The 23991-nt window shown below is 43.6% G+C and carries 23 protein-coding genes; 1 reads left to right on the top strand and 22 read right to left on the bottom strand.

All coding sequences use genetic code 11. The annotated features are described in order from the left end of the window. Positions 1 to 381 precede the first annotated feature (381 nt). From nagB to GKZ87_02180, 22 genes are all read right to left on the bottom strand, one after another. Positions 382 to 1140: a glucosamine-6-phosphate deaminase gene (gene nagB / locus GKZ87_02285; protein QSI24411.1), complete on the bottom strand. Its 759-nt coding sequence runs from the start codon at positions 1138 to 1140 to the stop codon at positions 382 to 384. Positions 1141 to 1790: 650 nt separating this feature from the next. Further along, a complete protein-coding gene (locus GKZ87_02280) occupies positions 1791 to 2057 on the bottom strand; it encodes a phosphocarrier protein HPr (GenBank protein ID QSI24410.1) in 267 nt (88 codons plus the stop codon). Positions 2058 to 2172: 115 nt separating this feature from the next. Next, positions 2173 to 2634 (bottom strand): DUF523 domain-containing protein, encoded by a 462-nt coding sequence (locus tag GKZ87_02275; protein ID QSI24409.1) that lies wholly within the window; start codon positions 2632 to 2634, stop codon positions 2173 to 2175. 642 nt (positions 2635 to 3276) lie between these two features. Next, positions 3277 to 3687 (bottom strand): gamma-glutamylcyclotransferase, encoded by a 411-nt coding sequence (locus GKZ87_02270; GenBank protein QSI24408.1) that lies wholly within the window; start codon positions 3685 to 3687, stop codon positions 3277 to 3279. A 1-nt stretch (position 3688) separates the two neighbouring features. Then, a complete protein-coding gene (gene pcp, locus GKZ87_02265; GenBank protein QSI24407.1) occupies positions 3689 to 4330 on the bottom strand; it encodes a pyroglutamyl-peptidase I in 642 nt (213 codons plus the stop codon). A 15-nt stretch (positions 4331 to 4345) separates the two neighbouring features. Beyond that, positions 4346 to 5281: a DUF979 family protein gene (locus GKZ87_02260; GenBank protein ID QSI24406.1), complete on the bottom strand. Its 936-nt coding sequence runs from the start codon at positions 5279 to 5281 to the stop codon at positions 4346 to 4348. Further along, on the bottom strand, positions 5274 to 5951 hold the full coding sequence (locus tag GKZ87_02255) for a DUF969 family protein (protein QSI24405.1): 678 nt from the start codon (positions 5949 to 5951) through the stop codon (positions 5274 to 5276). The genes GKZ87_02260 and GKZ87_02255 overlap by 8 nt, the downstream gene beginning before the upstream one ends. Before the next feature lie 148 nt (positions 5952 to 6099). Then, a complete protein-coding gene (gene yaaA / locus GKZ87_02250; GenBank protein QSI24404.1) occupies positions 6100 to 6846 on the bottom strand; it encodes a peroxide stress protein YaaA in 747 nt (248 codons plus the stop codon). Between the two features lie 515 nt (positions 6847 to 7361). Then, positions 7362 to 8549 carry an AI-2E family transporter gene (locus GKZ87_02245; protein ID QSI24403.1) on the bottom strand — a complete coding sequence of 396 codons (1188 nt, stop codon included), beginning with the start codon at positions 8547 to 8549 and terminating at the stop codon, positions 7362 to 7364. Between the two features lie 15 nt (positions 8550 to 8564). Next, positions 8565 to 10541 carry an excinuclease ABC subunit UvrB gene (gene uvrB, locus GKZ87_02240; protein QSI24402.1) on the bottom strand — a complete coding sequence of 659 codons (1977 nt, stop codon included), beginning with the start codon at positions 10539 to 10541 and terminating at the stop codon, positions 8565 to 8567. Continuing rightward, positions 10531 to 12012 (bottom strand): PDZ domain-containing protein, encoded by a 1482-nt coding sequence (locus GKZ87_02235; protein ID QSI24401.1) that lies wholly within the window; start codon positions 12010 to 12012, stop codon positions 10531 to 10533. The genes uvrB and GKZ87_02235 overlap by 11 nt, the downstream gene beginning before the upstream one ends. Before the next feature lie 361 nt (positions 12013 to 12373). Beyond that, positions 12374 to 13276 carry an FtsX-like permease family protein gene (locus tag GKZ87_02230; protein ID QSI24400.1) on the bottom strand — a complete coding sequence of 301 codons (903 nt, stop codon included), beginning with the start codon at positions 13274 to 13276 and terminating at the stop codon, positions 12374 to 12376. Continuing rightward, positions 13269 to 13958 (bottom strand): cell division ATP-binding protein FtsE, encoded by a 690-nt coding sequence (gene ftsE, locus GKZ87_02225; GenBank protein ID QSI24399.1) that lies wholly within the window; start codon positions 13956 to 13958, stop codon positions 13269 to 13271. The genes GKZ87_02230 and ftsE (GKZ87_02225) overlap by 8 nt, the downstream gene beginning before the upstream one ends. A gap of 65 nt (positions 13959 to 14023) precedes the next feature. Continuing rightward, a complete protein-coding gene (locus GKZ87_02220) occupies positions 14024 to 15424 on the bottom strand; it encodes a peptidoglycan DD-metalloendopeptidase family protein (protein ID QSI24398.1) in 1401 nt (466 codons plus the stop codon). Then, positions 15421 to 16317, bottom strand: a complete 897-nt coding sequence (locus GKZ87_02215; GenBank protein QSI24397.1) for an FtsX-like permease family protein — start codon at positions 16315 to 16317, stop codon at positions 15421 to 15423. The genes GKZ87_02220 and GKZ87_02215 overlap by 4 nt, the downstream gene beginning before the upstream one ends. Further along, the gene (ftsE, locus tag GKZ87_02210; protein ID QSI24396.1) at positions 16310 to 16999 is read right to left on the bottom strand and encodes a cell division ATP-binding protein FtsE; all 690 of its coding nucleotides are present in this window, start codon (positions 16997 to 16999) and stop codon (positions 16310 to 16312) included. The genes GKZ87_02215 and ftsE (GKZ87_02210) overlap by 8 nt, the downstream gene beginning before the upstream one ends. A 247-nt stretch (positions 17000 to 17246) precedes the next feature. Further along, positions 17247 to 18113, bottom strand: coding sequence for a DUF2179 domain-containing protein (locus GKZ87_02205; protein ID QSI24395.1), 867 nt, complete (start codon positions 18111 to 18113; stop codon positions 17247 to 17249). 161 nt (positions 18114 to 18274) lie between these two features. Next, complete coding sequence (locus GKZ87_02200; protein ID QSI24394.1) at positions 18275 to 19186, bottom strand: haloacid dehalogenase-like hydrolase; 912 nt, start codon at positions 19184 to 19186, stop codon at positions 18275 to 18277. Then, a complete protein-coding gene (locus tag GKZ87_02195; protein QSI24393.1) occupies positions 19183 to 19500 on the bottom strand; it encodes a PTS lactose/cellobiose transporter subunit IIA in 318 nt (105 codons plus the stop codon). The genes GKZ87_02200 and GKZ87_02195 overlap by 4 nt, the downstream gene beginning before the upstream one ends. Further along, positions 19493 to 20791, bottom strand: a complete 1299-nt coding sequence (locus GKZ87_02190; protein QSI24392.1) for a PTS sugar transporter subunit IIC — start codon at positions 20789 to 20791, stop codon at positions 19493 to 19495. The genes GKZ87_02195 and GKZ87_02190 overlap by 8 nt, the downstream gene beginning before the upstream one ends. Beyond that, complete coding sequence (locus tag GKZ87_02185; GenBank protein QSI24391.1) at positions 20784 to 21092, bottom strand: PTS sugar transporter subunit IIB; 309 nt, start codon at positions 21090 to 21092, stop codon at positions 20784 to 20786. The genes GKZ87_02190 and GKZ87_02185 overlap by 8 nt, the downstream gene beginning before the upstream one ends. A 12-nt stretch (positions 21093 to 21104) precedes the next feature. After that, positions 21105 to 21722: a membrane protein gene (locus GKZ87_02180; protein ID QSI24390.1), complete on the bottom strand. Its 618-nt coding sequence runs from the start codon at positions 21720 to 21722 to the stop codon at positions 21105 to 21107. Between the two features lie 216 nt (positions 21723 to 21938). Between GKZ87_02180 and GKZ87_02175 the strand changes: the two genes are divergently transcribed. Further along, entirely contained in the window at positions 21939 to 23843 is a 1905-nt protein-coding gene (locus GKZ87_02175; GenBank protein ID QSI24389.1) for a PRD domain-containing protein, read from the top strand. Positions 23844 to 23991: the final 148 nt, after the last annotated feature.

Genomic DNA, 23991 nt, shown 5'->3' with positions numbered 1-23991 from the left:
AAGCGATTACCGCAATTTATATAGGTAAAATAAAAAATACGCTCTGCTGTTTAAGGAATTGTTTTATTTTTTTATATATTTTTCATGCAAATTAAGAAAAAACAGCCAAACCCGTACCTTTCCCACACAAATCATAAGCTAAGTCAGCTGTGCAATCCTGAAGTATGCAATCCAACCAATCTCATTCTATATCTATGGTATACAGTACCATATGCGTATAAAAAACATAAAGCACACCATTCATCCTCATGGCGTGCTTTGCGACTGGTATATCTTTCAAAGGGGAGACATTTTTCAGGTATTATTTCTTAAAGCCTGTTCATAAGAGCTACTCCTTCACAATCGTTATCTCTGTTTGCTTCTTCTAATTTTTAAATTCACCTATTGGTACTGCTCCAGTACCTTTGAATCACATAATGATGCTGCGTCCTCATCGATAATGAAGATACAGTTTGGATGCATACGACAGAAGGAAACCGGCCATTTCGGATTGATCATTTCCTCATGGAAGGTTTTCCTGATTAGCTCAGCCTTATGCTTTCCGCTGGCAACGACAAGGAACGTTTTGCACCTCATGATATCCTCCATGCCAATGGAACAGGCTCTTTTTGGAACCCTTGTAATATCTCCGTCAAAGAATCTCGCATTTGCCTTTCTGGTGGATTCCTCCAGGTCAACCGCATGTGTTCTTGGATATAGAGTCTCTCCCGGTTCATTGAAGGCCACATGACCATCATCCCCGATACCGGTAATTGCCAGATCAAGACCTCCCATTGCAAATATTTGCTCGCTGTATGCTTTGCACATGGTATCTACATCCTCAGCCAGTCCATCCGGATAATGAACATTTTTCGGATCAACATTCACATACTTCAGAAAATGCTTCTGCATGAAATATGCATAGCTGTTCTCATCCTGTGGCCCGATTCCCACATATTCATCCATATCAAATGTTATCAGCTTGCTGAAATCCACTTCATGCCGCTGATACATCTGCACAAGAACCTCATACATACCAATGGGAGAACCGCCTGCAGGCAGACAGAAGATGGTATCCGGTTTTTTGCGTATCTGCTCTGCAACAATTTCCGCAGTCTTTCTGCTAAGCGCATCATAATCCTTTACCACAAATAGCTTCATATTACATCCTCTCCTTCTTATCTTTACAGCTACATCATAAAACACAATATTGTCATTGTCAATAATTTTGATTATAATTTTATTGTTTATGATAATTTTATTGTTGATATATGAGATTAAAGAGATAATTTAGAATATAAATCCAGTAAATTTTTATAAAAAAACTTCCACGCTTTATCGCTTTGAAGGCAGTGTGATACCAAAAATGTGATACATATATATAAAGCAGATTAGAACACTGAAAACAAAAAAAGCGCCCTGCTTCCTTTCAGTTACTAAACAAACCTTCAGATACAGCGTCTCAATCGACACGTCATCTCTATAGATTTTCTAACTGTATGTTTGCCATCCTATGGATATGTAAGAACACCGTCATAGCTTTCCTTTTTTAACTGCAAATAATATATACAACTTTACTATCCCTGTAGATATGCACGAGCATCGCCTCATTTTTCTTCCTTTTAATCGCAAATAAAAAACGATCATTTTCGAATACAGTGATACGAACAGGTACAGTATGTTACTTTGCATACCAGTTATTTTATCTTCATAAACAAAAACATCCTTCTGTACCCAAAATAACCAAAGAAAAAAGCTTCCTCTACAGTCTTATCAGCAGAACCATAGTCGGAAGCTTTTCTTAAATTAAATTACCCGATAATTTTCTGAGCGCGCAATACTTCTTCGATTGCAGCGATTGCAGCATCTTCATCGTCACCGTTGCAGGAAATTGTAATTTCAGACTGCGTAGGGATACCCAGTGACATAACACCCATAATGGATTTCATGTTTACTTCACGGCCCTTGAAAGACACGTTAACTTCACATTTGAATTTGCTTGCAGCGTTTACAGCAACAGTAGCTGGACGTGCGTGTAATCCAACTGGGTCAATAACAGATACAGTGATTTGTTTCATTTTATATTCCTCCTATTAAACAACTTTTTTACATATCCTATTTTAAACCATTTTGATACCACTTACAATCTTTAATTCGTTTTTTTTCGAGAAAAATTGCTTTTCCTACGGGTTTTCATCGCAATTCTCCGCCTTTTGATGAATGCTGCTTCACTTCTTCCAGAAATTCCCCGCAGCTCATAACCGGGATTCCCTCTTGCTTCAGAAGACGCACAAAGATTCCATCTCCTTCTATCAGTTTTTTCTGAAAGCTGCCATCATATATACTGCCCTTTCCACAACTTGGACTGCGCGGTTGCAGGATAACCAGATCCGGCTGGAAAGCCTTCACCTTCGACAGGGCAAGCCTTGCCCCCTTTTCAAATTGTGCTGTGACATCCACACCATCCGTATTCATGACCTGTGATCCTGTGATTTCAGCACATGCTCTGGGAATCGGCAGACCACCCAGAACCTCAGGACACAGCATAAGCACCTCATGCTCCTTTACATATTCCAGCAATTCCTGTGATGCATTATTCCCTCCGCTATATTTGCAATTTATGCCCATAAGACAGCTGCTTACTACAAGCTTCATTTCATCATTCTCCCTCTGCTTCTTTACTTTCTAGCCAACCTTTCCAATTATTCAACTCCTATGTATTTTACCATATATCCGCTATAACCGCACCTTTAATAAATCGAACTGCTGTAATCAAACCATATACTGTTGAAAGACTCAGCGACAGCTATAGCTCAGATTTATTTCAGTATAGTTAAACGACTTATATATTCATATAACTGTCAAATATTCACAGCTTGAAAAACATAGAATTACCATATAAAGATTTCATACATCCTGTAAGCCACTGCATATCTGCAGGAAAGCTAAATAGTAGCATACGAACATGACTGCCGATTCCTTCTCGGCAATATACATTGTATCTATCCCTTTACAGAATAGCATTCAACTCTCATGGAAATCATATGAATAACTAACCTATAGAAAAACGTGCACACCATCCCGGGTTCTTCTCTCTCATCTCGGGGTATATGGGAAGCATGAAATACAAATAGTTAATGTTCATCCATCCTTTTGTATCTCATGTTCCTTCCTTATACCTTAAAGTAAGAACCCTTCCTCGTCCTGCACGTTTTTTATAACCTTTCCATATCAGCATCCCTGTATTTTATATAAGAAATAATTATCAAATATGCATACCATATTTCCTATGGGGCCTTATTTCCTATTTGCATTGCAATAGGCAGTAAAATCATGCTCCTGAATGATGCTGTCCAGTAGCTCTCGGTTTCCCGGCTTTTCCACATGATACCAGTAAACCGGCAGTGTATCCAGGAGTCTGCCCTGCTCATCCAGTATACGGGTGAATATTTTCTCATATTCATTTTCCGAACTCCCAGGAACATATTCCTCCAATACGTCAATAGCGCAGGCTACAGCTTCATCCACCTCATAGATTTCTCCAAGAATTCTGGAATTCCCCGGAAGCAGAGCCGGATATGCGCGTTCCTTTAAAGCATACAGCTCTCCTATCACATAGCCATAGCCTATAAACTGACTCTTTCCCTTCAAATAAAGCTCATAATTATACAATCCCCTTCGCAGGGAGCCATATACGAACAGTTTCATCCTAACAGATGGTGCCTCCTATCGTTTTGACATCCGATTCATTATGAATCATCGCGGATATCGCACAGGTCAACCCCTTTACGATAACATCCAGCGCCATGCTTGGCTGTCCCGGCTTATCTACTACCTGCTGCGGCAAATACGGAATGTGGATAAATCCGCTTTTCTTTCCGGCAAATTCCTTTTCAATCATATACCGTACTCCATATAGTACATGATTGCATACAAAGGTTCCCGCACTGTTTGATACAGAGGCAGGTATCTCGTTTTTACGAATCTCATTGACCATTGCCTTGATTGGCAGATTGGAGAAATACGCTGCATCGCCATCCGCAAACACAGGCTCATCAATCGGCTGATTGCCCTCATTGTCTTTTATACGGCAGTCGTCCATATTGATACCGACACGCTCCACTGTAAGATCACTGCGGCCACCTGCCTGTCCGATGGATAAAATCATATCCGGATCATGCTTCTGAATAGCTTCATGAATCACCTGTAAAGACTTATGCACAACGGTAGGTATTTCTAGCTTGATAATCTCTGCGCCCTCTATCGTATCCGGCAGCAGCTTCACAGACTCAATGGCAGGATTTATCGGTTCTCCGCCAAATGGATCAAATCCGGTTACTAATATTTTCATAAACAGCTTCCTTTCCTAAAACGCCAGTACAAGCATCAACATGATGTGTACGACAATCATTGCGAATGCCATCGGTGCCTGCGCCTTGATGACAGTCCATTTATTGCTGGTTTCCAAAACAGCCGTTGGCACGATATTGAAGTTGGCAGCCATTGGCGTTAATAGGGTACCGCAAAATCCGCAGGTCATACCCAATGCACCGACAACAACCGGATTACCACCCTGTGCAATGACAAAGGGAATACCGATACCCAGAGTAATAACAGAGAATGCCGCAAAAGCATTTCCCATAATCATTGTAAAGATCACCATACCCAGACAGTAGATAATAACACCAACCAGGATATTTCCACTCGGTACCACACTGGATATCATACTGGAAATCACATCCCCGACACCGGCTTCCGTGAACAGGGTTCCCAATGCTCCCAACAGCTGCGGAAGCAGACAGGATGCACCAACCTGCATCAGCTGCTTTGTCGTATTCTCCCGTGTTTCATTTACCTTTGGACGGCAGATGATAATAGCTAAAACAAAGGAAATCAGACAGGCGATTCCCACCATGACAGCCCCATCCAATGCAGCACCGTCAACTCTGACAAAGGACATCACCAGTGCCATCAGGCCGACCGTCACAGCAGGAAGGAAAATCCAGCTTTTAATACGTCTGCTTTCTTTTTCCTTTTCCTCCACACTAACCTCCTTAAAGGTTCCAATCCGCACCTGTCCGCTTACCGTCAGAATACCCATCACAACCAGAATACCTCCGGTGATTGTACTTGGAATCCATTTTCCGAGCATGAAGATCACACCGACGAGAACCCAGAACAATGCAGTTCCGTATTTCGCCTTATCATTTTTACGAAAAGCACGCCAGCCTGCATCCAGACATACCAGCCCGCACAACGCATAAAATATTTCCGGGGCGATATTGGTTAGAAAATCAGTCACGACGAACACCTGCCTTTTTCACCTTACGGTCGAACAAGAACACCTGTACAAAGGTAAAGATAACCGTAATCAGCATCACCGGAAGGCTTGCCAGTGCAATACTGGACAGGGTGACCTCCTTATACATGGACAAGGTTCCCTGAATCAAAACGACACCGCTTGCCGCAGCAAAGCAGTTTTGCGCAAAGAAGTTTCCAAAGTTCTCCACAGCCGCAGCATGACCCTTCAGCTCATCTATCTCCTGTTCACTCAATTCACCGTGTTTGCTTACCTTTGCGGCAGCTTCGGACATTGGCAGAATCAGTGGACGGACAAACTGCACATGTCCTCCGATTCGCACATTGAATGCACTGGCAGCCGTACGCACCACCATATAAATGGCCAGCACCTTACCGGCAGATGCATTTCTTATTTTTCCTATGAGATATGCCGCACGTTCCTTCAGCCCGTACCGCTCGATAATGGCGATAACCGGGAAGATAATGAGAAAGATCGACATCAGACGATTGCTAACAAAGGATTCTCCCAGAATGGAAAGAATATGTGGTATATCCATTCCTGCAACAATTCCTGTTACCAGACCAGCCAGCAGAACAGTTGCCAGTACATCGAACTTTAATGCAAAGCCAAGAACGATGATTGCTATTCCTATCAGTTTTAAGTATTCCATAATATACTCCTCTCTATCATGTGGATTTTATCATTAACGACAAAGAGACGCAATCATTTTCTTACAATTTTTTATTCAAAATTTTCATATTTTACCTGAAAAAGAGAGGCATACTTCCAGATTTTATTGAAAACCACCAGTTTTTACCTTATTTCTTTTTCACAAACACCAGTTCATCAATACTGGAAAGCCCCTTTTGATACACGTAGCCGTCCGCATGAAAGCAGGTGAGCTGCTCAACGGTATGTATCTGACGGGTTATGATCCAGTTTGCCATGCAGCCTCTGGCCATTTTCACCTGTGTGGATTCCGTTTTCAGCCTGCCTTCTTTTTCTATGTAAAAGGTTACTGTGTAACAGCTCCCCTGTGGAAGATAAGGAAGCACCGCCTTCGCATATTCCTTGCTGGCAAGATTGATAATACAGGGGGAGTTTCCCTCTTCCTTCAACAGATACTGTGCCAGACGGTTTCCCCAGTAGGAATACAGATCCTTTTTCCCTGCAATAGGCAGACGTGTCTGCATTTCCAAACGATACGGCTGTATGGCATCCATTGGCTGAAGTACACCATACATACCGGAAAGAATACGCAGGCATTCCTGCGCATATGTAATATCCTTTTCAGAAAAATCCTGGGGGTGCATATGCTTGAATTGCAGACCGTTATATGTAAACAAAGCCGGCGTACCTTCCATGGAAAAGGACAGCTGAGCATACCGCTGTTTTGTTTCCTCCGCAAGCTTTTCATTGATTTTCATCAGCCTGCGTAGTTCCTCAGCTGTGAGCTGTTTTAGTGCTTCACAGATTATTGCACTGTCTTTGATAAAGTGTGGAATCTGAAGCGGTGTTCTCTCCACAGGCTTCATTTGCTTTGTCGGTGATAAAATTACTTTCATAAAATACCTCACTTTTTTTCCTATTATACCAGAATGTTTCTGATTCGTCATAAACTTGCTCCATCCTGCTTATGATTACCCATTAGCGGTGTTTTGACTGCTTACACATACAGCTTTTTAATACCCGGTTGGATTTTCTGACACAACAAATAAAATACATTTTCTTATACAAGAAAATAGAAACCAGTAGCCCCATCGAAAGGGAATCCTCACCAGGAAACTGTAACTGTCTTTGGTGTACCTACCACACTTTATCTGTGTGACCAATACGATAAACCAGCCTGTCTTACGTTTTCCCACATAAAAAGGAATTGTCTTTTGTATCAAATTCCTACAAACTTTCAGGTATGACAAAAAAAGAGACCTCTAAATCCATTGATAGTTATCCAATAGATTTTGAAATCTCTAATTTTTCTACATCCATAGTTAAGTAAGAACCTTGTCGATTGGCAGATACGGCTTTTTAAAAATCAACAGCCTGTATCATATGCATATGTATACAACACTATTATCTACTATGCTGTATGCTTTTGAGCATTTCTTTCATCCTCAACAGGAGCTGCCTCAGCCACTTTTCTGCCCTCCTGCTTCATGCGTACTCTGCGGTTCATTTCCTCACGCAGCAGGGAGTATATCACAGAAAATGTCGGAAGTCCCAGCAGCATACCGGCAAAGCCGAACAAACCACCGCCGACCGTGATTGCAAACAGAACCCATAAACCGGAAAGTCCGACACTGGTTCCCACCACGCGCGGATAGATCAGATTAGATTCAAACTGCTGCAGGCAGATACCGAAAATCACAAAAAACACACCCTGCAGCGGATTGACGAAGGCTACCAGCAATGCACATAACACTACACCGAAGATTGCTCCGAAAATCGGTATGATATTCGTACAGCCGATGATAACCCCCAGAATCGGCGCATAGGGAAAGCCTAATATCAGACAGCCGATATAACATAAAACACCGATAATAACAGCTTCTACAAGCTGTCCGGTAATAAAGGCTGAAAAGGTCGTATTAGTCAGCCGGGCCACACGCAATACATTATGATTGACCCGCTGAGAGGTGAACGCATACAGGAAGCGATGGGACTGCTCCAGAAGCTTATCCTTCGATACCGTCAGATAAACGGCAATAACCAGTGCCATAAATACATTGGCAAGACTACTCGCAAAACCGCTTGCCATCGTAAGCAGATGTGGTATCCCGTTTTTCAGTAAGTTCACCAGCGTATCCTGCAGCTGGGCAGAATAGGTATCCACCTGCCTGAGAACCTCATCCGGAATCTGCTGTTTCTCAATCATTGCGGTAATCGTCTTTTGCGCGTCCTCAATATAGCCGGGCAGAGAATTTGCCAGGGAAGCGATACTGTCAATCACCTGCGGCATAACAATGCGGATGATAAAGGCAAGAATACCGAAAATAATCAAAAAGGAACAGACAGCGGCAAGCACTTTTTTCCATCGTCCCAAGCTGTCCGGAAGCTTCTTCAAAAAGAACTTCATCGGTATATTAAACACAAAGGCCATCATAATGCCATAAATAAACGGCCGCAGCATACCAATCACCATGGTTATGGTATCAAACACCTCATTCAGATGCAGCATTACCCAGATCAATATTATCGTATACGTAATCAGAAACAATACATGCTTTAATGTCAGCCGGTTGATTTTTTTGTTTTTCTCAGTAAACATAGAAGCCCCCTTTCCTTATGAATTTCTCAGCTCCAGAAGTATATCACGAAGCTCCGCCGCACGCTCAAAGTCGAGCACCTTTGCGGCCTCCCGCATTTCCTTTTCCAGATTTGCCAGCAGCTTTTCCTTATCCTTTTTGCTGACCTTGGCTTTTTTACCTATGTATTTCGCCGTCATTTCCTGTGTTTCCTTACTGCGGACAACCTCATGAATCGGCTTCATAATCGTTTTCGGCGTAATGCCATGTTCTTTATTATAGGCAATCTGTATTTCCCTACGTCGTGCAGTTTCATCGAGTGCCTTCTGCATGGAATCCGTTACTTTATCCGCATACATGATAACCTGTCCATGCGCATTACGAGCTGCACGTCCGATAATCTGAATCAGAGAGCGTTCACTTCGCAAAAAGCCCTCCTTATCGGCATCCAGAATGGTAATTAAAGATACCTCCGGTATATCCAATCCCTCACGCAGCAGGTTAATACCGATCAGTACATCATATTTTCCTTTTCGTAAATCCCGTATGATTTCCGTACGCTCAATCGTCTTTACCTCATGATGCAGCCAGGCAACCTTGAAATCCATCCCCTTCAGATAGCTGGTCAAATCCTCTGCCATGCGCACAGTCAGGGTTGTAATCAGCGTACGCTCATTCTTTTCAATGCGGGTACGGATTTCATCCACCAGATCGTCAATCTGTCCTTGTGTCGGTCGCACGGTAACCACTGGATCCAGCAGACCCGTCGGACGGATGATCTGTTCAATAATTTCTCCCTTGGTCTGTTCCAGCTCATAATTTCCCGGTGTTGCCGATACGAATATCGCCTGATTGATCATTTTCTCAAATTCCTCAAAGCGCATTGGACGATTATCCAATGCGGAAGGCAGACGGAAGCCGTAATTGACCAGTGTTTCCTTGCGGGCACGATCTCCGTTGTACATCCCGCGGATCTGCGGCAGGGAGACATGAGACTCATCGACTACCAGCAGGAAATCATCCGGAAAATAATCAAACAGGGTATATGGACGCTCTCCCGGCTTTCGCCCATCAATATGACGGGAATAGTTTTCGATACCGGGACAAACTCCAAACTCCCGCAATGCTTCAATATCATAGCGCGCACGCTGTTCTAATCTCTGTTTTTCCAGCAGCTTTCCCTCATTTTCCAGAACCTGCAGACGATCTGCCAGCTCTTCCTCAATCGTATTTGCGGCACGGTTGATAATTTCCTGCTTCGTCGCATAGCCGCTTGCCGGATACACCACATATACCGTATAGGCATTGAGTACCTTCCCTGTCAGCGGATCCACTTCACAGATTCTCTCTATTTCATCATCGAACATTTCAATGCGCAGGATAAAGGAATCCGTATGTCCCGGAGCAACCTCTATCACATCACCGCGTACGCGGAAGGTTCCACGTAAGAGATCCATATCATTTCTCGTATACTGTCTGGCTACCAGCTTTCCCATCAGCTCCTTACGGTCAATGATATCACCAACCCGTATGGAAAAGAACATCTCCCGGTACTGTTCCGGATTGCTGGCACCATAAATACATGCTACGGATGCAATGATAATGGTATCTCTTCTTTCCAGTATGGAATTGACAGCCGCCATGCGCAGCATATCCAGCTCGATATTGGTCGTCGCATTTTTGTCGATATAGGTATCAGAGCTTGGAATATAAGCCTCCGGCTGATAATAATCAAAGTTGGAAACAAAATACTCCACCCGGTTGTTTGGAAAAAATTCCTTAAACTCGGAATACAGCTGTCCTGCCAGTGTCTTATTATGCGCGAATACTAGTGTCGGTTTATTAACCTGTGCAATCACATTGGATATGGTAAAGGTCTTACCTGTACCGGTTGCCCCCAGCAAAACCTGTTGCTTCTTTCCTTCCTTGATGCCGTTCACAAGCTCTCTGATTGCTTTTGGCTGATCTCCCTGCGGCTGATAATCCGATACGAGATCAAATAATTTAGTTTCCATTTGTCAGTTCCACCGCTTTCTTCATTTGCGTATCCTGCTGTGCTTCCTCGCTATGCCACTTCAATGCGCAGCTTGACAGCAGGGATGTCAGGGTATCCGCGTCAATATTCCCGGTGACCTCCATCCCTTTATCCTTCTGATACTGCTTCAAAGCCTCACTGGATGCATAGGAGAAATATTCATCCGTACGATCAACTGCATAGCCGAGGAACTTCAAATAAACCTGAGCACTCTTAGCTGCTGTCGATACCGTATCCGGCTTATATACTTCTTTTTTCAGAATGGGAGCACTTGTATAAAATGCTTCATCCAGCTTTACCTCCACATCCGGCGTGATACCCTTTTCATTTATTTTTTCCCCGTTTGGCGTAATCCATTCCGCCGTTGTGTATTTAAACATCGTTCCATCCTTAAAGGTAAGCGGTACCTGTACCGTTCCCTTGCCATATGTTTTTTCTCCGACAACTGTTGCCCCCAGATGCTCCTTCAAAGCAGCTGTCAGCACCTCTGCCGCACTTGCTGTATCTCCATTCACAATAATGACAATTTTTTTATAGGTGAACTGCTCATATCCGCTGATGGTTTTATAATCTTCCTTACTGCCATCCTTGCTTTCCTCACGAAAAATCACGGTATCCTTCGGAAGCAAATAGCTGGCGATTTCCTGTGCTGATTTTAAGTATCCTCCGGTATTGTTACGAAGATCCAGAATCAGATTTTCACAGCCGTCCTTCTTCAGGCTTTGCAGATGACTTTTTACTTCATCTCCGCTTGTTTCCGCAAAGGTATCCAGCTCCAGTATTCCCGTTTTGCCATGAACACTGCTGTATACAGAATCCTGTACGGTTGCCTTTTTCACCTTGATTTTTTTATGCTTGTTTTCCCGTATGATTTCTAATGTGATTTCATCACTCTTGGAATTGGTAATCAGCGCCTTTACATCACTTGCCGTCATTTTTTTACAAACGGTGTTGTCGATTGCATAAATCTGATCTCCCATCAAAAATCCTGCCGCTTCCGCAGGGGAGTTTTTCAGCACCTCATCAATGATGAAGGTGGAGTCATCCACACTGTAAAACTGAATACCGATACCGACAAAGCTGCCTTCCATGGAGCCGGTAAAGCTTTGTGTCTGTTCATTATCCAGATAGCTCGTATGAATATCTCCTCCGGCTTCCACCAAACCGCTGATTGCGCCATCCATCAGCTTCTGCTTCAGATTTTTCTGATCCTTGCCGAAATAAAATTTTTCACTCATCAGCGTGTAAATCTCCTCCAGCTTCTGAAATTCATCACTGGAGGCTGCCGAAGTCTGATGCAGCGTAGAGTTTAAAAAGAATCCTCCAAAAAAGCATACAATGCATATGGCGATAACTCCAGCCCTTCTTTGTCTGCGTCTTTTCTCTGCCTGTATTTCATCCGGCCATTTATGTCTGACCAGTTTATATCTCACTACTTTTTTTTCTGCCATACAAAACACCTCATTGTCCTTTACAGATTTACGACTATAATCATATCACATTTTATGTAGGATGATAACTATTTCGATGAAAGAAGGCTGCCTGATATAAAATGCAGCGCCTTATCCTTTCCTTATCATGGCTGTGTGAAAGATATTCGCATGACTTATTTTTCTTCCTTCTGTAATGGTTTTGCGAAAGTAAAAAAGCATTTCCATCGTCAACAGGGAAAATACGGATGCAATCTATTACGGAAACAGTCTATAACAGAAAAAAGACTGTTGCGGTACACCTTTGCATCTACGCTTTCATTTGCTCAGCGTTTCTGCAGCAGGCTGCCACATTACAGTCTCTTACATTTTCATTATATCATCAGCGCTTCCAGCGCAAATATTTTGTTGTGGAGAAAAAGCTTCCGATAAGACCGACAGCCATACCGCCCAGCAACAGTATTCCACAGATTTGCAGGGTAAACGGCATGATTGGCTGAAGTGCAAACAGACTGGTGACAATCTGTCCGTTTAACAGATCATACAGATACTGATAACCAAAATAGGTGAATATACATGGAAGTATTGCGCCCATCAGACCAATCAGCATTCCTTCAATCATAAACGGCACCTTGATATACCAGTTTGCGGCGCCCACATTGCGCATGATGGATATCTCCGTATTTCTCGCATAAATCGTCAGCTTTATCGAGTTGGAAATCAAAAACAGAGCAAGCAGTGATAATAGTCCAACGAAGATAAGCCCTCCGGAACGGATCGTATTCAATACGGATATCATCTGGGAAACACTGCTTCCGCCATAAACAGACTGCTTTACAAAGGAAAGCTGTTCAATCTGCGAATTGATGGCTTTAATCTGATTCGCATCCTTAACGGATACAAAGAATGCATTGCACAGCGGATTGTCCTTCCCGCGGTACATCTCAAATTCCTTTCCCTTTTCCTTGATCATGAGCTCCAGCTCATTATCCTTATCGGAAAAGGTGACCCTTCGCACACCGTTTACTTTTTCCAAGCCAGCTCTTGCCTCATCGATTTTCTTCTGTGTTTTCACATCTGCTTTCAATACTACATGAATCTGTAAATCATTTTCTATGGAATTGGTAAACAGGGAGACATTTCCGGCAATCATCAGAAAAGCAGAAAAGAGAATCAATGTGATGGTTACTGCACTGGATGCGGAAAGTGACATAGCAATGTGGCGAAAAATACTTAAAAAGGCAGTTTTAACGAACTTGGGGAACGCCTTGAAGAACTTAATCATGCTGCAGGTAGCCCCCCTTCATAATATCCGCAACCACATATCCCTCCTCCAGACAGATGGTGCGTTTTTTAAAGCGGTCAACGATTGTCGAGTCGTGTGTTACCATGACTACCGTCGTTTTTTCTACTTCATTGATTTTTTCCAGCAGTTCCATGATCTCCGCTGATTTTTCCGGGTCCAGATTTCCGGTTGGCTCATCCGCAATCAGCACCTTAGGATGATTGGCGATGGCGCGGCCAATGGTTGCACGCTGCTGTTGCCCTCCGGAAAGCTCATTAGGAAAGGCTTTTGCCTTATCCTCCAGAGATACCAGCTCCAGCACCTCACGCACACGGCGGCGGATATCCACTTTTTTCATTCCGATAACTTCAAGAGCGAATGCGATATTTTCAAAAATTGTAAGTCTTGGTAGAAGACGGTAGTCCTGAAATACAACGCCAATATTTCTGCGGTACACAGGAACACGGGAATGCTTCAGCTTCCCAACATTGACGTTTTCCACCATGACAGTTCCGCTATTTGGAATTTCCTCCCCATCCAGCAGCTTAATCAGTGTGGATTTCCCGGAACCGGTAGGGCCGATGATATATACAAACTCTCCATCATCAATGGCAAGGTTGATATCCCGCAGGGCATGCACACCATTTTTATATTCCTTAGATACGTTTTCCATTACGATCATAACATCACTCCTGACTTTTCGTAAATTTACGCCTCGTATGAGCAGCTCATCCTGAACAGGTAAGCTTACCCGAAGATATTTTCCGGCTTTTCACGGCATGGAGCACCGCTTGCACCGCAGGTTCTGCTTAATGCGCCATTTCCCCAGCCGCAGCCCCATGCAAAGTCGGCAGAGGAGCGAAACTGAGATATAGCAGAGGAAATACTCATATTTCCAAGATTGATTACTTCGATATGACAGTGCGGCCCGGATGTATTCCCGCTGTTTCCGGTCAGTCCCAGAAGCTGTCCCTTTTTCACCTGGGTACCGGCAGATACCGCAAAGCCCTCATTTGACATATGGAAGAAGCTGATAGCATAGGTAGTTCCTCCAGCCTGCGTCAGCATATGGATGCTGTTTCCGCCACCAGCCGGATAACCGCTCCAGTTTCCCAGATAGCCTCCGTTTGTTGGTACCGGATTATTGGCATACAAAATGATTCCGTCCGCAGGTGCTACGATTTGCGTACCAATGGGAGCCGCCATATCCAAACCGAGGTGAACACCGCCGCCAGGATAATACCAGGTACCGGCAGACACACTGCCTCCGCGAACCGGCATCATCAGCGCCCCATTGCCGCTGAAATCCAGTTTTCCCGCAACCGAGGTATTGATATTGATCATATTGTTCTGAATGCTTTCAATATTCACCTGTGTGGAACGCATTTTTTCATTCAGCTCAGCCTCCTGCTTGCGATATTCCTTCAACAGCTCCTTTTTCTGCTTCTGTACATTTTCTGTTTCTTTTTTATCCTTTTCATTTTCTGCCTTTTTCGCTTCAATATCAGCTTTCAGACGGTTCTTTTCACTTTTCTGATGATCTAGCTCCGCCTTATCCTTCTGCAGCTTCTTGATTTCTATCTGATCGCTGTCAGTAATCCTTTGAAGTCCATCCACCTTGCGAATCATATCGACGAGATCCTTAGACCCCATGATAACCTCCACATCGACGTTGGTGCCTGTTACGGCCTGCTCATCCAGCATGCGGTCGGTGATAATTTTATTACGCTGATCGATGTCCTTCTGTTTCTTTTTGATTTCTCCATTCAGCTTAACAATCTGTCCTTCTATGGTACGGATATTTGCTTCATTGATTTTGATTTTTTTATCCAGCTGATCAATAACAGACTGCAGCTGCTTCATAACTGATGTGATTTCTTCGATATTGCTTTGAATAGAAGCAATCTTCTTATTCAGAGAGGATACCTCTCCTTCCAGCGAGCTGCTAAGTCCCGCATAATATTCCTTAAAGGCCGCACACTGCTGTGCAGCCGCCTCTGTTTCCTGTGCAACACTGCATTTATTCAGCCAGGCTTCCTCATTGCCTTCGAAGTTAGCCGTATACAGCACGGAATTGTGCTGAGGCGGCATAAGAAACAGCAATGCCGCAGCCATACAGGTCATAATACCTAATTTTTTATATTTCATCGTCGCCACCTCAAATATTTTGTCGCCGCAAGAAAGCTTCCGATAATGCCGACAGCCGCTCCGCTCAGCAACAGAATTCCCGCTATCTGCAGGGTAAACGGATACGGCTTCTGCATAACAAACATGCTGCTCATAAACTGACCGCCAAAGAAGTCATACAGGAAGCCATAACCGAAAACTGTAAGAATCACAGGAAGCAATGCCCCTATGATACCGATCAGCATGCCTTCAAACATAAACGGAGTTTTGATATACCAGTTACCCGCTCCTACATTTCGCATGATGGATATTTCTGTCTGTCTTGTATAAATCGTCATTTTGATGGTATTTGTAATAAGGAATACCGCAAGCACTCCCAAAGCCAGAACAAAGACGGCGCCGCCATAGCGTATCGTCTCAAAGGTATCGATCATGTCCTTTATGCTTTCCCCGCCGTATTGCGCTTTTTCAATTCCATCCATATTGTTTAATGTCTTTGTGATACTGGGAATATCCGATGCCTTTTCCACTTCCACAATGAATACATTCGGCATGGGATTGCGGTCTTTGTAGCGTTCAAATACGGAGCCGCTTTCCTCTATCAGAATGTTTAATTCTTCCTCTTTGCTGGAAAATTCCACCGATTTCACTCCGGTGATTCCCTTAATCAGTGTTTCCATACGCTGGATTTCGTTCTCCTTCTGCAGAGAATCAATCGACGCATGAATTTTCAGATTTGTTTCCACATTGTTCGCAAAGCTGTTCATATTGGCCGCAAGCACAAGAAACAATGTCATGAGTGTCAGCGTTACCGCAACAGCGGATGCACTGGACAATGTCATCGCCATATGACGGGCAAGATTGCGCAATGCCGTCATAAAGTGCTTGGGGAGACTTTGTATAAAACTAATCATGATGTATGTATCCGCCTTTCGCGATATCCGCAACGATAAAGCCGTCTTCCAGCGCTATCGTGCGTTTTTTATATGCATTGACCAGTGTGGAGTCATGTGTAACCATAACGATGGTCGTTCCCTCCACCTTGTTGATCTTATCCAGCAGTTCTATGATTTCAATGGATTTTTCAGGATCCAGATTTCCGGTCGGCTCATCCGCAATCAGTACCTTTGGATGATTGGCGATTGCCCGGGCGATGGTTGCTCTTTGCTGCTGACCACCGGATAACTGATCCGGAAAGGATTTTGCCTTATCCTGCAGTGATACAAGCTCTAAAATCTCACGCACGCGCCGTCGTATCGTTACCTTGTCCAATGCCAATACCTCCAAAGCAAAGGCGATATTTTCAAACACCGTCATTTTGGGAAGCAGACGGAAATCCTGGAAAACCACACCGATATTGCGGCGGTAAAAAGGAACACGCGAATGACGCAGCTTTCCGACATTTGTTTCCGCTACATACACCTCTCCCTGATCCGGCAGCTCCTCTCCATCCAGCAGTTTAATCAATGTGGACTTTCCACATCCGGTTGGCCCGATAATATAAACAAATTCACCTTCATCTATTTCAAGATTGATATCACGCAGTGCGTGAACCCCATTCCTATATGATTTGGATACATCTTTTAAGAGGATCATTTCATCACTCCTTTGGCTAACATTATAACATAAATCGACAGGGTTGACAGTGCCTGTCGTATGTAAAATTCTTACAATTTCAAAACGCGGTCATAAAAGCTATAATATATAGAAAACATTACCATTGGGTATGTATGATTTCCGATTTTTCTATGTATGCTCCATGCCTGCACAGAAGCTGATTCCGTATTGAACAATGACGTTTGAAAACAAAAAAAGGACGTATCCCGTCCGAATAATCATAGTTTTACAGCTGTTCCTGATACGTAAAGCCCTCTCCCTGTACCTCATTGACATCACTAACGATGACAAAGGCTTCTGGATCGACCTCCGCAATGATGTGATTCAGCTCTGAAAACTGCTTTTTGACAACCACCATCATGATGACCGGCTTACTTGTTCTCGTATAGCCGCCCTCCGCATGTAATATGGTTGCGCCGCGATTGATATTCTGATAGATCACCTGCATCATTTCCTCAAATTTATCAGAAATGATCATAACATTTTTCGCCTCATGTGATCCCATGGTAATAACCTTGTCAATCAGCTGACCGCATACCCAAACGGAGACAAGCCCGATCATTGCGGCTTCTACGCCATAGACACTTGCCCCTAACAGAACAGTGGCCCCGTCGATGCACATTACCAGGGTAGGCAGTGCAATCTTCGTATATTTGTTAATGATCAGCGGTGGAATATCCATACCTCCCGTACTTCCTCCCACACGGTACACCAGACCGATTCCGATTCCTGTACAGACCCCTGCGTAGATGGAGGCGAGCAGCGGATTGCTTGTCACCTGAACATCCGGCCACAGCATCCCCAATCCGGAGATAAACAGTGGATATACAACGGTGGAAACGATGGTTTTTAATGCAAAGCGTTTTCCAAGAAATATAGCGCCCAATAGATACAGACCAATGGTGAGTCCGTTGATGACCAGACGCGGGGACAGGTTGAAAATCGGCTGCAGGGCAACGGCGATACCTGCGACCCCTCCGGATAATATATCCAGGGGAAGAATAAAGAAGGTTACCCCTGCCGCAATGATGAGATTCCCCATGATGATACTGATGATTTCAATCAGCTGGTCTTTTCTGTTGTGATTCTGCATATACACTACCTCGTTTCCTTTGCCATCCGCAATTATAGCACATGTAAGAAATGTAATCCAAGAAATTTTCTGTCTGTTTTTTTCATGGAAATGAAAACCATCGGCATTCTTTAAAGGCTCCGGTAACAGGCTTTAAACGATTACCAATGGTTTATCTTTTATCAGCGGTTAATGGAGCGTGCCATTCTGATATAGGTATGACGCTTGCCGCGTATTGCGATACTGTAGGTCATAAGATTTTCCGGATCCATACCGCCGATTGCCGCATCACCGATATGATGCAGGTCAGTGCCTGCCATCTTGCACATCAAAGCAATCTGTTCTATTGTGGCGGCGGAAGCTCCCTCCTGTGATGTGCCGATAGCGGTCAGTGTCAGCTTTCCAAGACTGTGCACATAAGCGATCATTTCACTAATAAATTCAAATGTGATGCCCGGCACAGTTCCTGGAGCAGGAAGCAAAATCACATCAGCCCCTGCAGAAATAAATGCATGAATCTGTTCTTTATTGATGATATTGCAGCCGGCCTCTGTTTTGGAACCTGCCGCATGCATTTTCCCTGCCATTAGGATCAAATCATCACCCACAACTGCACGCATTTCCTGTAATGCCTTTATAATTGCCGTATTGTCCACGCCGGTTCCCGGATTTCCCGTCAACACGATGTAATCAAAGCCAAGCTTCTTTACCTTTTCTGCATTTTCCACAGTAGCCATACGGCCTGCAGGTAAAGCAGAGCGTTCACTCAGCAGCGAAGAATTTCCTACTGGCTCCAGATTCACGCCGATGAATCTGCCGGTATATGCGCTCAGTTTACGTATTACCTCCTCTGCCTCACATTCGATGCCTGGAATTTGCGGAGCATTGCAATCAAATGCATTTAACAGCAGCATATCCGCTCCGAACGCACAGGCGATTTCTGCATCACTCAATGGCTCCAGAAGCTGTGTCTGTTGAAACAGAGAAAGCTCCTGTATCAGAAGTCTTCCTTCACTTGCTTCTATCGCGGCAAGTCGTTCCTCCTTATTCATTTTCTTTAAATCCGATGTATCGCAGTCCAACAGCCGTTTCATAAATCACACAACTCCTTTCTCAACAATATCTGCTCCTCAACAATATCCTTTGCAAGAATCGTCGTCATCACATGGTCCTGTGCATGTACCATCATAAAATTGATAGTCACATCGCAGGTACCCGAGCATTCTCTGCTCAACAGCTCGTATTGTACCTTATGTGCTTCCTTTATTTTCTCATCACACTGCTTGATTTTATTCTCAGCCGAAGCAAAATCTTTTTTTCTGGCATCCGCCAGTGCCTCAAATGCCATACTCTTTGCATCACCGGCAAGTGATATAAGTTGAAATGCCAGTTCAGTAGCCTTATCCATTTTCCTCTTCCCCCTCCTTCAGCAGTAATTGTTTTTCATAAACCTTCATAAATGGATACCAGATGCATCCGTCAACAGCCATCAGGGCAAGAACCAGAAGCCCTGCTCTTATATCCATCGTTGATAAAATGGCTGCAAACGGGGCAGGCGCAGTCCAGGGTGCATTGATATAAGCAGGCGCTACGAGCCCAACGGCTGTAGCTATCCATGCAACTGCAGTATTGATCATCGGTACAAGCGTGAAGGGTATAATCAAAATTGGATTCAGAAAGATAGGAAGACCGAAAATCAGTGGTTCGTTGATATTGAAAATACTCGGTATGATAGCAATTTTTCCAAGCTCCTTCATTTGCTTAGACTTGCTCCTCAGCAACAGAAAGCACAGAATAAGCGTTGCTCCGGCACCTCCGATACCAATATAGAAATTAAAGAAGGGATCGGTATAAATATTGGTGGCTGCCATGCCCTTTGTAATTAGCTCTGCATTTGCTGTTGTATTCATCAATGAAATTGGATTGATAATAGCTCCAACCACAGTTGTTGGATGGACGCCAAAGCCAAATAGGAAGGACTCCAGTCCGATCAACAGAGTCATCATGTAAATATTATCGACACCAGCCTTCACATTTGCAAACATAGAAAAGAAAACATCAGGTATCAGCTTACCAGTTGTAAACTGGCATAGTAAGGAAGCACCGTACATTATGATGATGGCAATCGCAAACGGAAACAGAGAGGAGAAGGAATCTGCAACCACAGGAGGCACTCCCTTTGGCATACGGATCGTCCAGCCCCGATTTTCCACAAAGCGCATAATTTCCACAGAAATCAGTGCGACAAAGACAGCAAGCAGAATTCCCTGACTCTCCATGGCAGCTGTCAGAATGTTGCCATCCTTTACCGGTGTGATAATCATGATGTAAATACATACTGTTGGAAGTACATAGCTCAGCGGCTGTTTGCCATACGATTTCGTCAATGAATATGCCGCTGCGATACAGATAAACAGTGACATGATTCCCATAGAAGCATGAAACGGAGCCATAATGTAGTCAGCATTTGCTTCAGCAAAATTCAGCCATGCCATGAGAAAGGAATCCAGAAAGCCGATTCCCGTACTGATATCTGCACTAAATGGAGGTGCAGCAACAACCAGGAACAGACTGCCGATGATGGTAAAAGGGATTGCCGATACAATACCGTCACGAACCGCAAGAAAATGACGCTGCCTGCCGAAGAAGCCTGCAATCGGCATCAATCTGGCTTCCAGCTTATTGAGCAGCTCAGCCATGATGCAGCTCTCCTCTCACCATTTTCATGATACTATCCCCGTTACAGGTTCCATAAGCAAAGGAATCCAATACCATGACACGCACTCCCAGAGGCGTACAATATTCCTCAACCATTTCTTTCTGATACCGTACCTGGGGAGCCAGCAGCACCAGATCGTACTTTCCCGCGATTTCCTTGACATCCTGAGATGACCGTGCTTCAATTACCCAGTCCTGTTCCTCTTTTGTTAAATGTTCTTTCATTGCATTAACAACAATGCTTGTGGATGCTCCCATACCACATACAAGTAAGATATTCATACGTTTTTCCTCCTATAATAAAGTTAATTTCTTAAAAAGCTTTTTTGCCTTTGTATTCGACAAATGAATCAGGGGCCCGTACAGGAAGGTCGCAGCCACTGTTCCATATCCAATAGGGCCTTTGCATAGCAGAGCAATCAATAGACCGCTGCATTCACACAGCAGCATAGCATTAGCAATGTTGAGGGAATACCGTTTCCTAATACTCAGCATAAAGTAATCGATAGCTGTCGGCAGCCAACCTGCACAAAGATAGGTACCACAGCCAATAGCAATCAGTAGCATACCGATTGCATATGTCACTTCCGAAGAGATTACAGGTGTTAAGGGGATATGACACAGCATAAGGTTAAATCCGTCTACCAGAAAGCCAAGACCAAGCGAGGTTAGAAAGGTTTCAAAACGTATACGCTCCTTACACAGGATACCTCCTGCTATGATTTGACAAATGGATATCAGATTCATCCAGGTTCCGATGCTGCATCCATACAGCTTATTTAACCCGACACTGACTGCATCCCATGAACTGACGCCGATATTCGCATAGATGGTCACGGATATACCAAAAGAAAACAGAATCAGCCCGGATATGTAAAAGCATAGCCGAATACAGGTGTTCTTTCTTTTCATACCAAATCTCCTTGACGTTTTTTGTACGGCCGGTACACCTTAGTTATATCAGTTTCTGGAAAATTGTAAACACTAGCATGTTCCGCATTCCTGTGGACAGAAATAAATCCAGAATATTTCCTTATCGCTATGGACATTTCTGATATCGCGGCAATTAAGTATCGCAGCAGATATCGTGAAAGTTATGATATAATCAAAGTATAGGAGCGTGGAAATATGACTGATCTGGCCTTTCAAATCATTAGTGAGCTCATGAACCATACGGATGCTGTCAGCAGTGAGCAGCTGGCTATGCATTGCGGCGTGTCTTCAAAATCCATTCGCCGCTGTATTTCTGCCCTGAAGCAGAATAGCAGACATTATGGGTTTGACATCCATACCCGGCCAGGCTTTGGTTCTTCACTGATTATTTGTGATCAAATAATATTCAGACAGTATCTGATGACACTGCAAAACCGTCAGATACCGGATACACCGGATAAAAGAAAAGTCTATATTCTGCAGCATCTGCTTTATCAGGATGATTATGTGAAGCTGTATGAGCTGGCAGAGGAGCTCTATATCTCTTTATCGCAGCTAAATACAGACCTTAAAGAGATTAAAAGGCTGCTTTCCGTCTATCAGCTCAGCATCATTTCCAAAGCAAATCTCGGTATACGAATCGAAGGTGATGAAAGAGACAAACGGCAATGCATGGCACAGTACTGCTTTCACGATCAATCCGCAAGCTTTTCGATGTTTGCGAATCAGCTCAGTAACGCCGGAACATTAAATCACATCATCGAGCAGGCTGTCACACCTGTATTACTACAGGAAAACATGCATGTATCCGATGTCGGTGCTCAAAGTCTGGCAATCCATCTTCTCATTGCTTCTGAACGTATTAAAAACGATAACATCATAACGATGAGCCCTGCCTCTCAGGCTGCCTTGGTACAGAAGGCAGAGTACCGCGTTGCTGCACAGATGGCAATGCAGGCAGGTGTTGTTTTTCAAACCACCTTTCCGCAGGCTGAAATCTGTTATCTGACACAGCATATATTGGGGAAACAGCATTTCGAGCCTACAGAGAATGACGGAGGAGAATCGCAAAACGATCCCGAAATTCTACTCCTCGTCAATAAAATGCTGCGTGCTATTTTTGATCACACAAAACTCGATTTTTTCTATGATCGTGATTTAAAGAAAAATCTGATGCTTCATATGATCCCCTTTGTCAATCGTCTGAAAAGTGGACTGAGTATTCATAATCCTATTCTTGATGATGTTAAAAAGAAATACAGCTTTGCATTTGAGCTTGCGGCAATCGGACTTGCTGCTGTAGGCGCTAACCTTCACGTATCCATATCAGAGGATGAAATCAGCTATTTTGCCTTACACCTCATTCTTGCACTGGAACGCCGGCAGGAGAGCAGTCCTGTTCATATACTCATTATCTGCAGTACCGGACGTGCTACCTCCCAGCTACTCGCTTATCAGATTAAAAAGAAATTTGCAGCCTGTATCAATACGATTAAAATCATTGAATATTATAAGCTGGATTCTATTGAGCTGGATACCTATGATTATGCTTTTTCAACAGTTCCGATTCATAAACAGCTTCCAATTCCCGTGCTTCAAATCAGTAATCTCCTGGATATTCAGGATTTTGAGCTAATCGAGCAAACCCTTTATAAGAAAAAGCAGCGATTTGATATACGAAGTATCGTAAAGCCAAATCTTTTTTATACCGATGTTGCAGGTACAAGCCGCGATGAAATCCTGTGTACGATGGTGCAGCTTATTCAGAAGGACATCCAGCTTCCTGATGATTTTCTAAGGCTGATACAGGAGCGTGAATCCTATGCTGCAACGGATTTAGTAAACGGCGTTGCAATTCCACACCCAAATAAACCAGTATCCTCGCAAAGCTTTGTATCGATCGGTGTATTGAAGCATGCTGTGCTCTGGGAAAGTAAGCAGGTTCAAATCATTTTCCTTATTTCCGTAGCGCCTGCGCAGGAGGAGACGATATCGTATTTCTTTGAACTGCTTTCCACATTTATAACGCAGGATAAGAAAATCCGCCAGTTTCTGAAGAAGCCGGAATATGAATATATGCTTGAGCTGCTGCATAAATAAGAAGAGAATTGCCGGCCTACAATAAGTTTCTTCAGACGTATGAACAAGTAAAAAGCTGATTCCGGATGCGAAAACCACGGAATCAGTTTTTTATATTGAATTAGAAAATTAGTTTATTATTTGAGAGCTATAGCAAATTTTAATAACC

It is taken from the genome of Erysipelotrichaceae bacterium 66202529, from assembly GCA_017161075.1.
Lineage (GTDB): Bacteria > Bacillota_I > Bacilli_A > Erysipelotrichales > Erysipelotrichaceae > Clostridium_AQ.
This window is presented reverse-complemented; position numbering and strand designations above follow the sequence as displayed.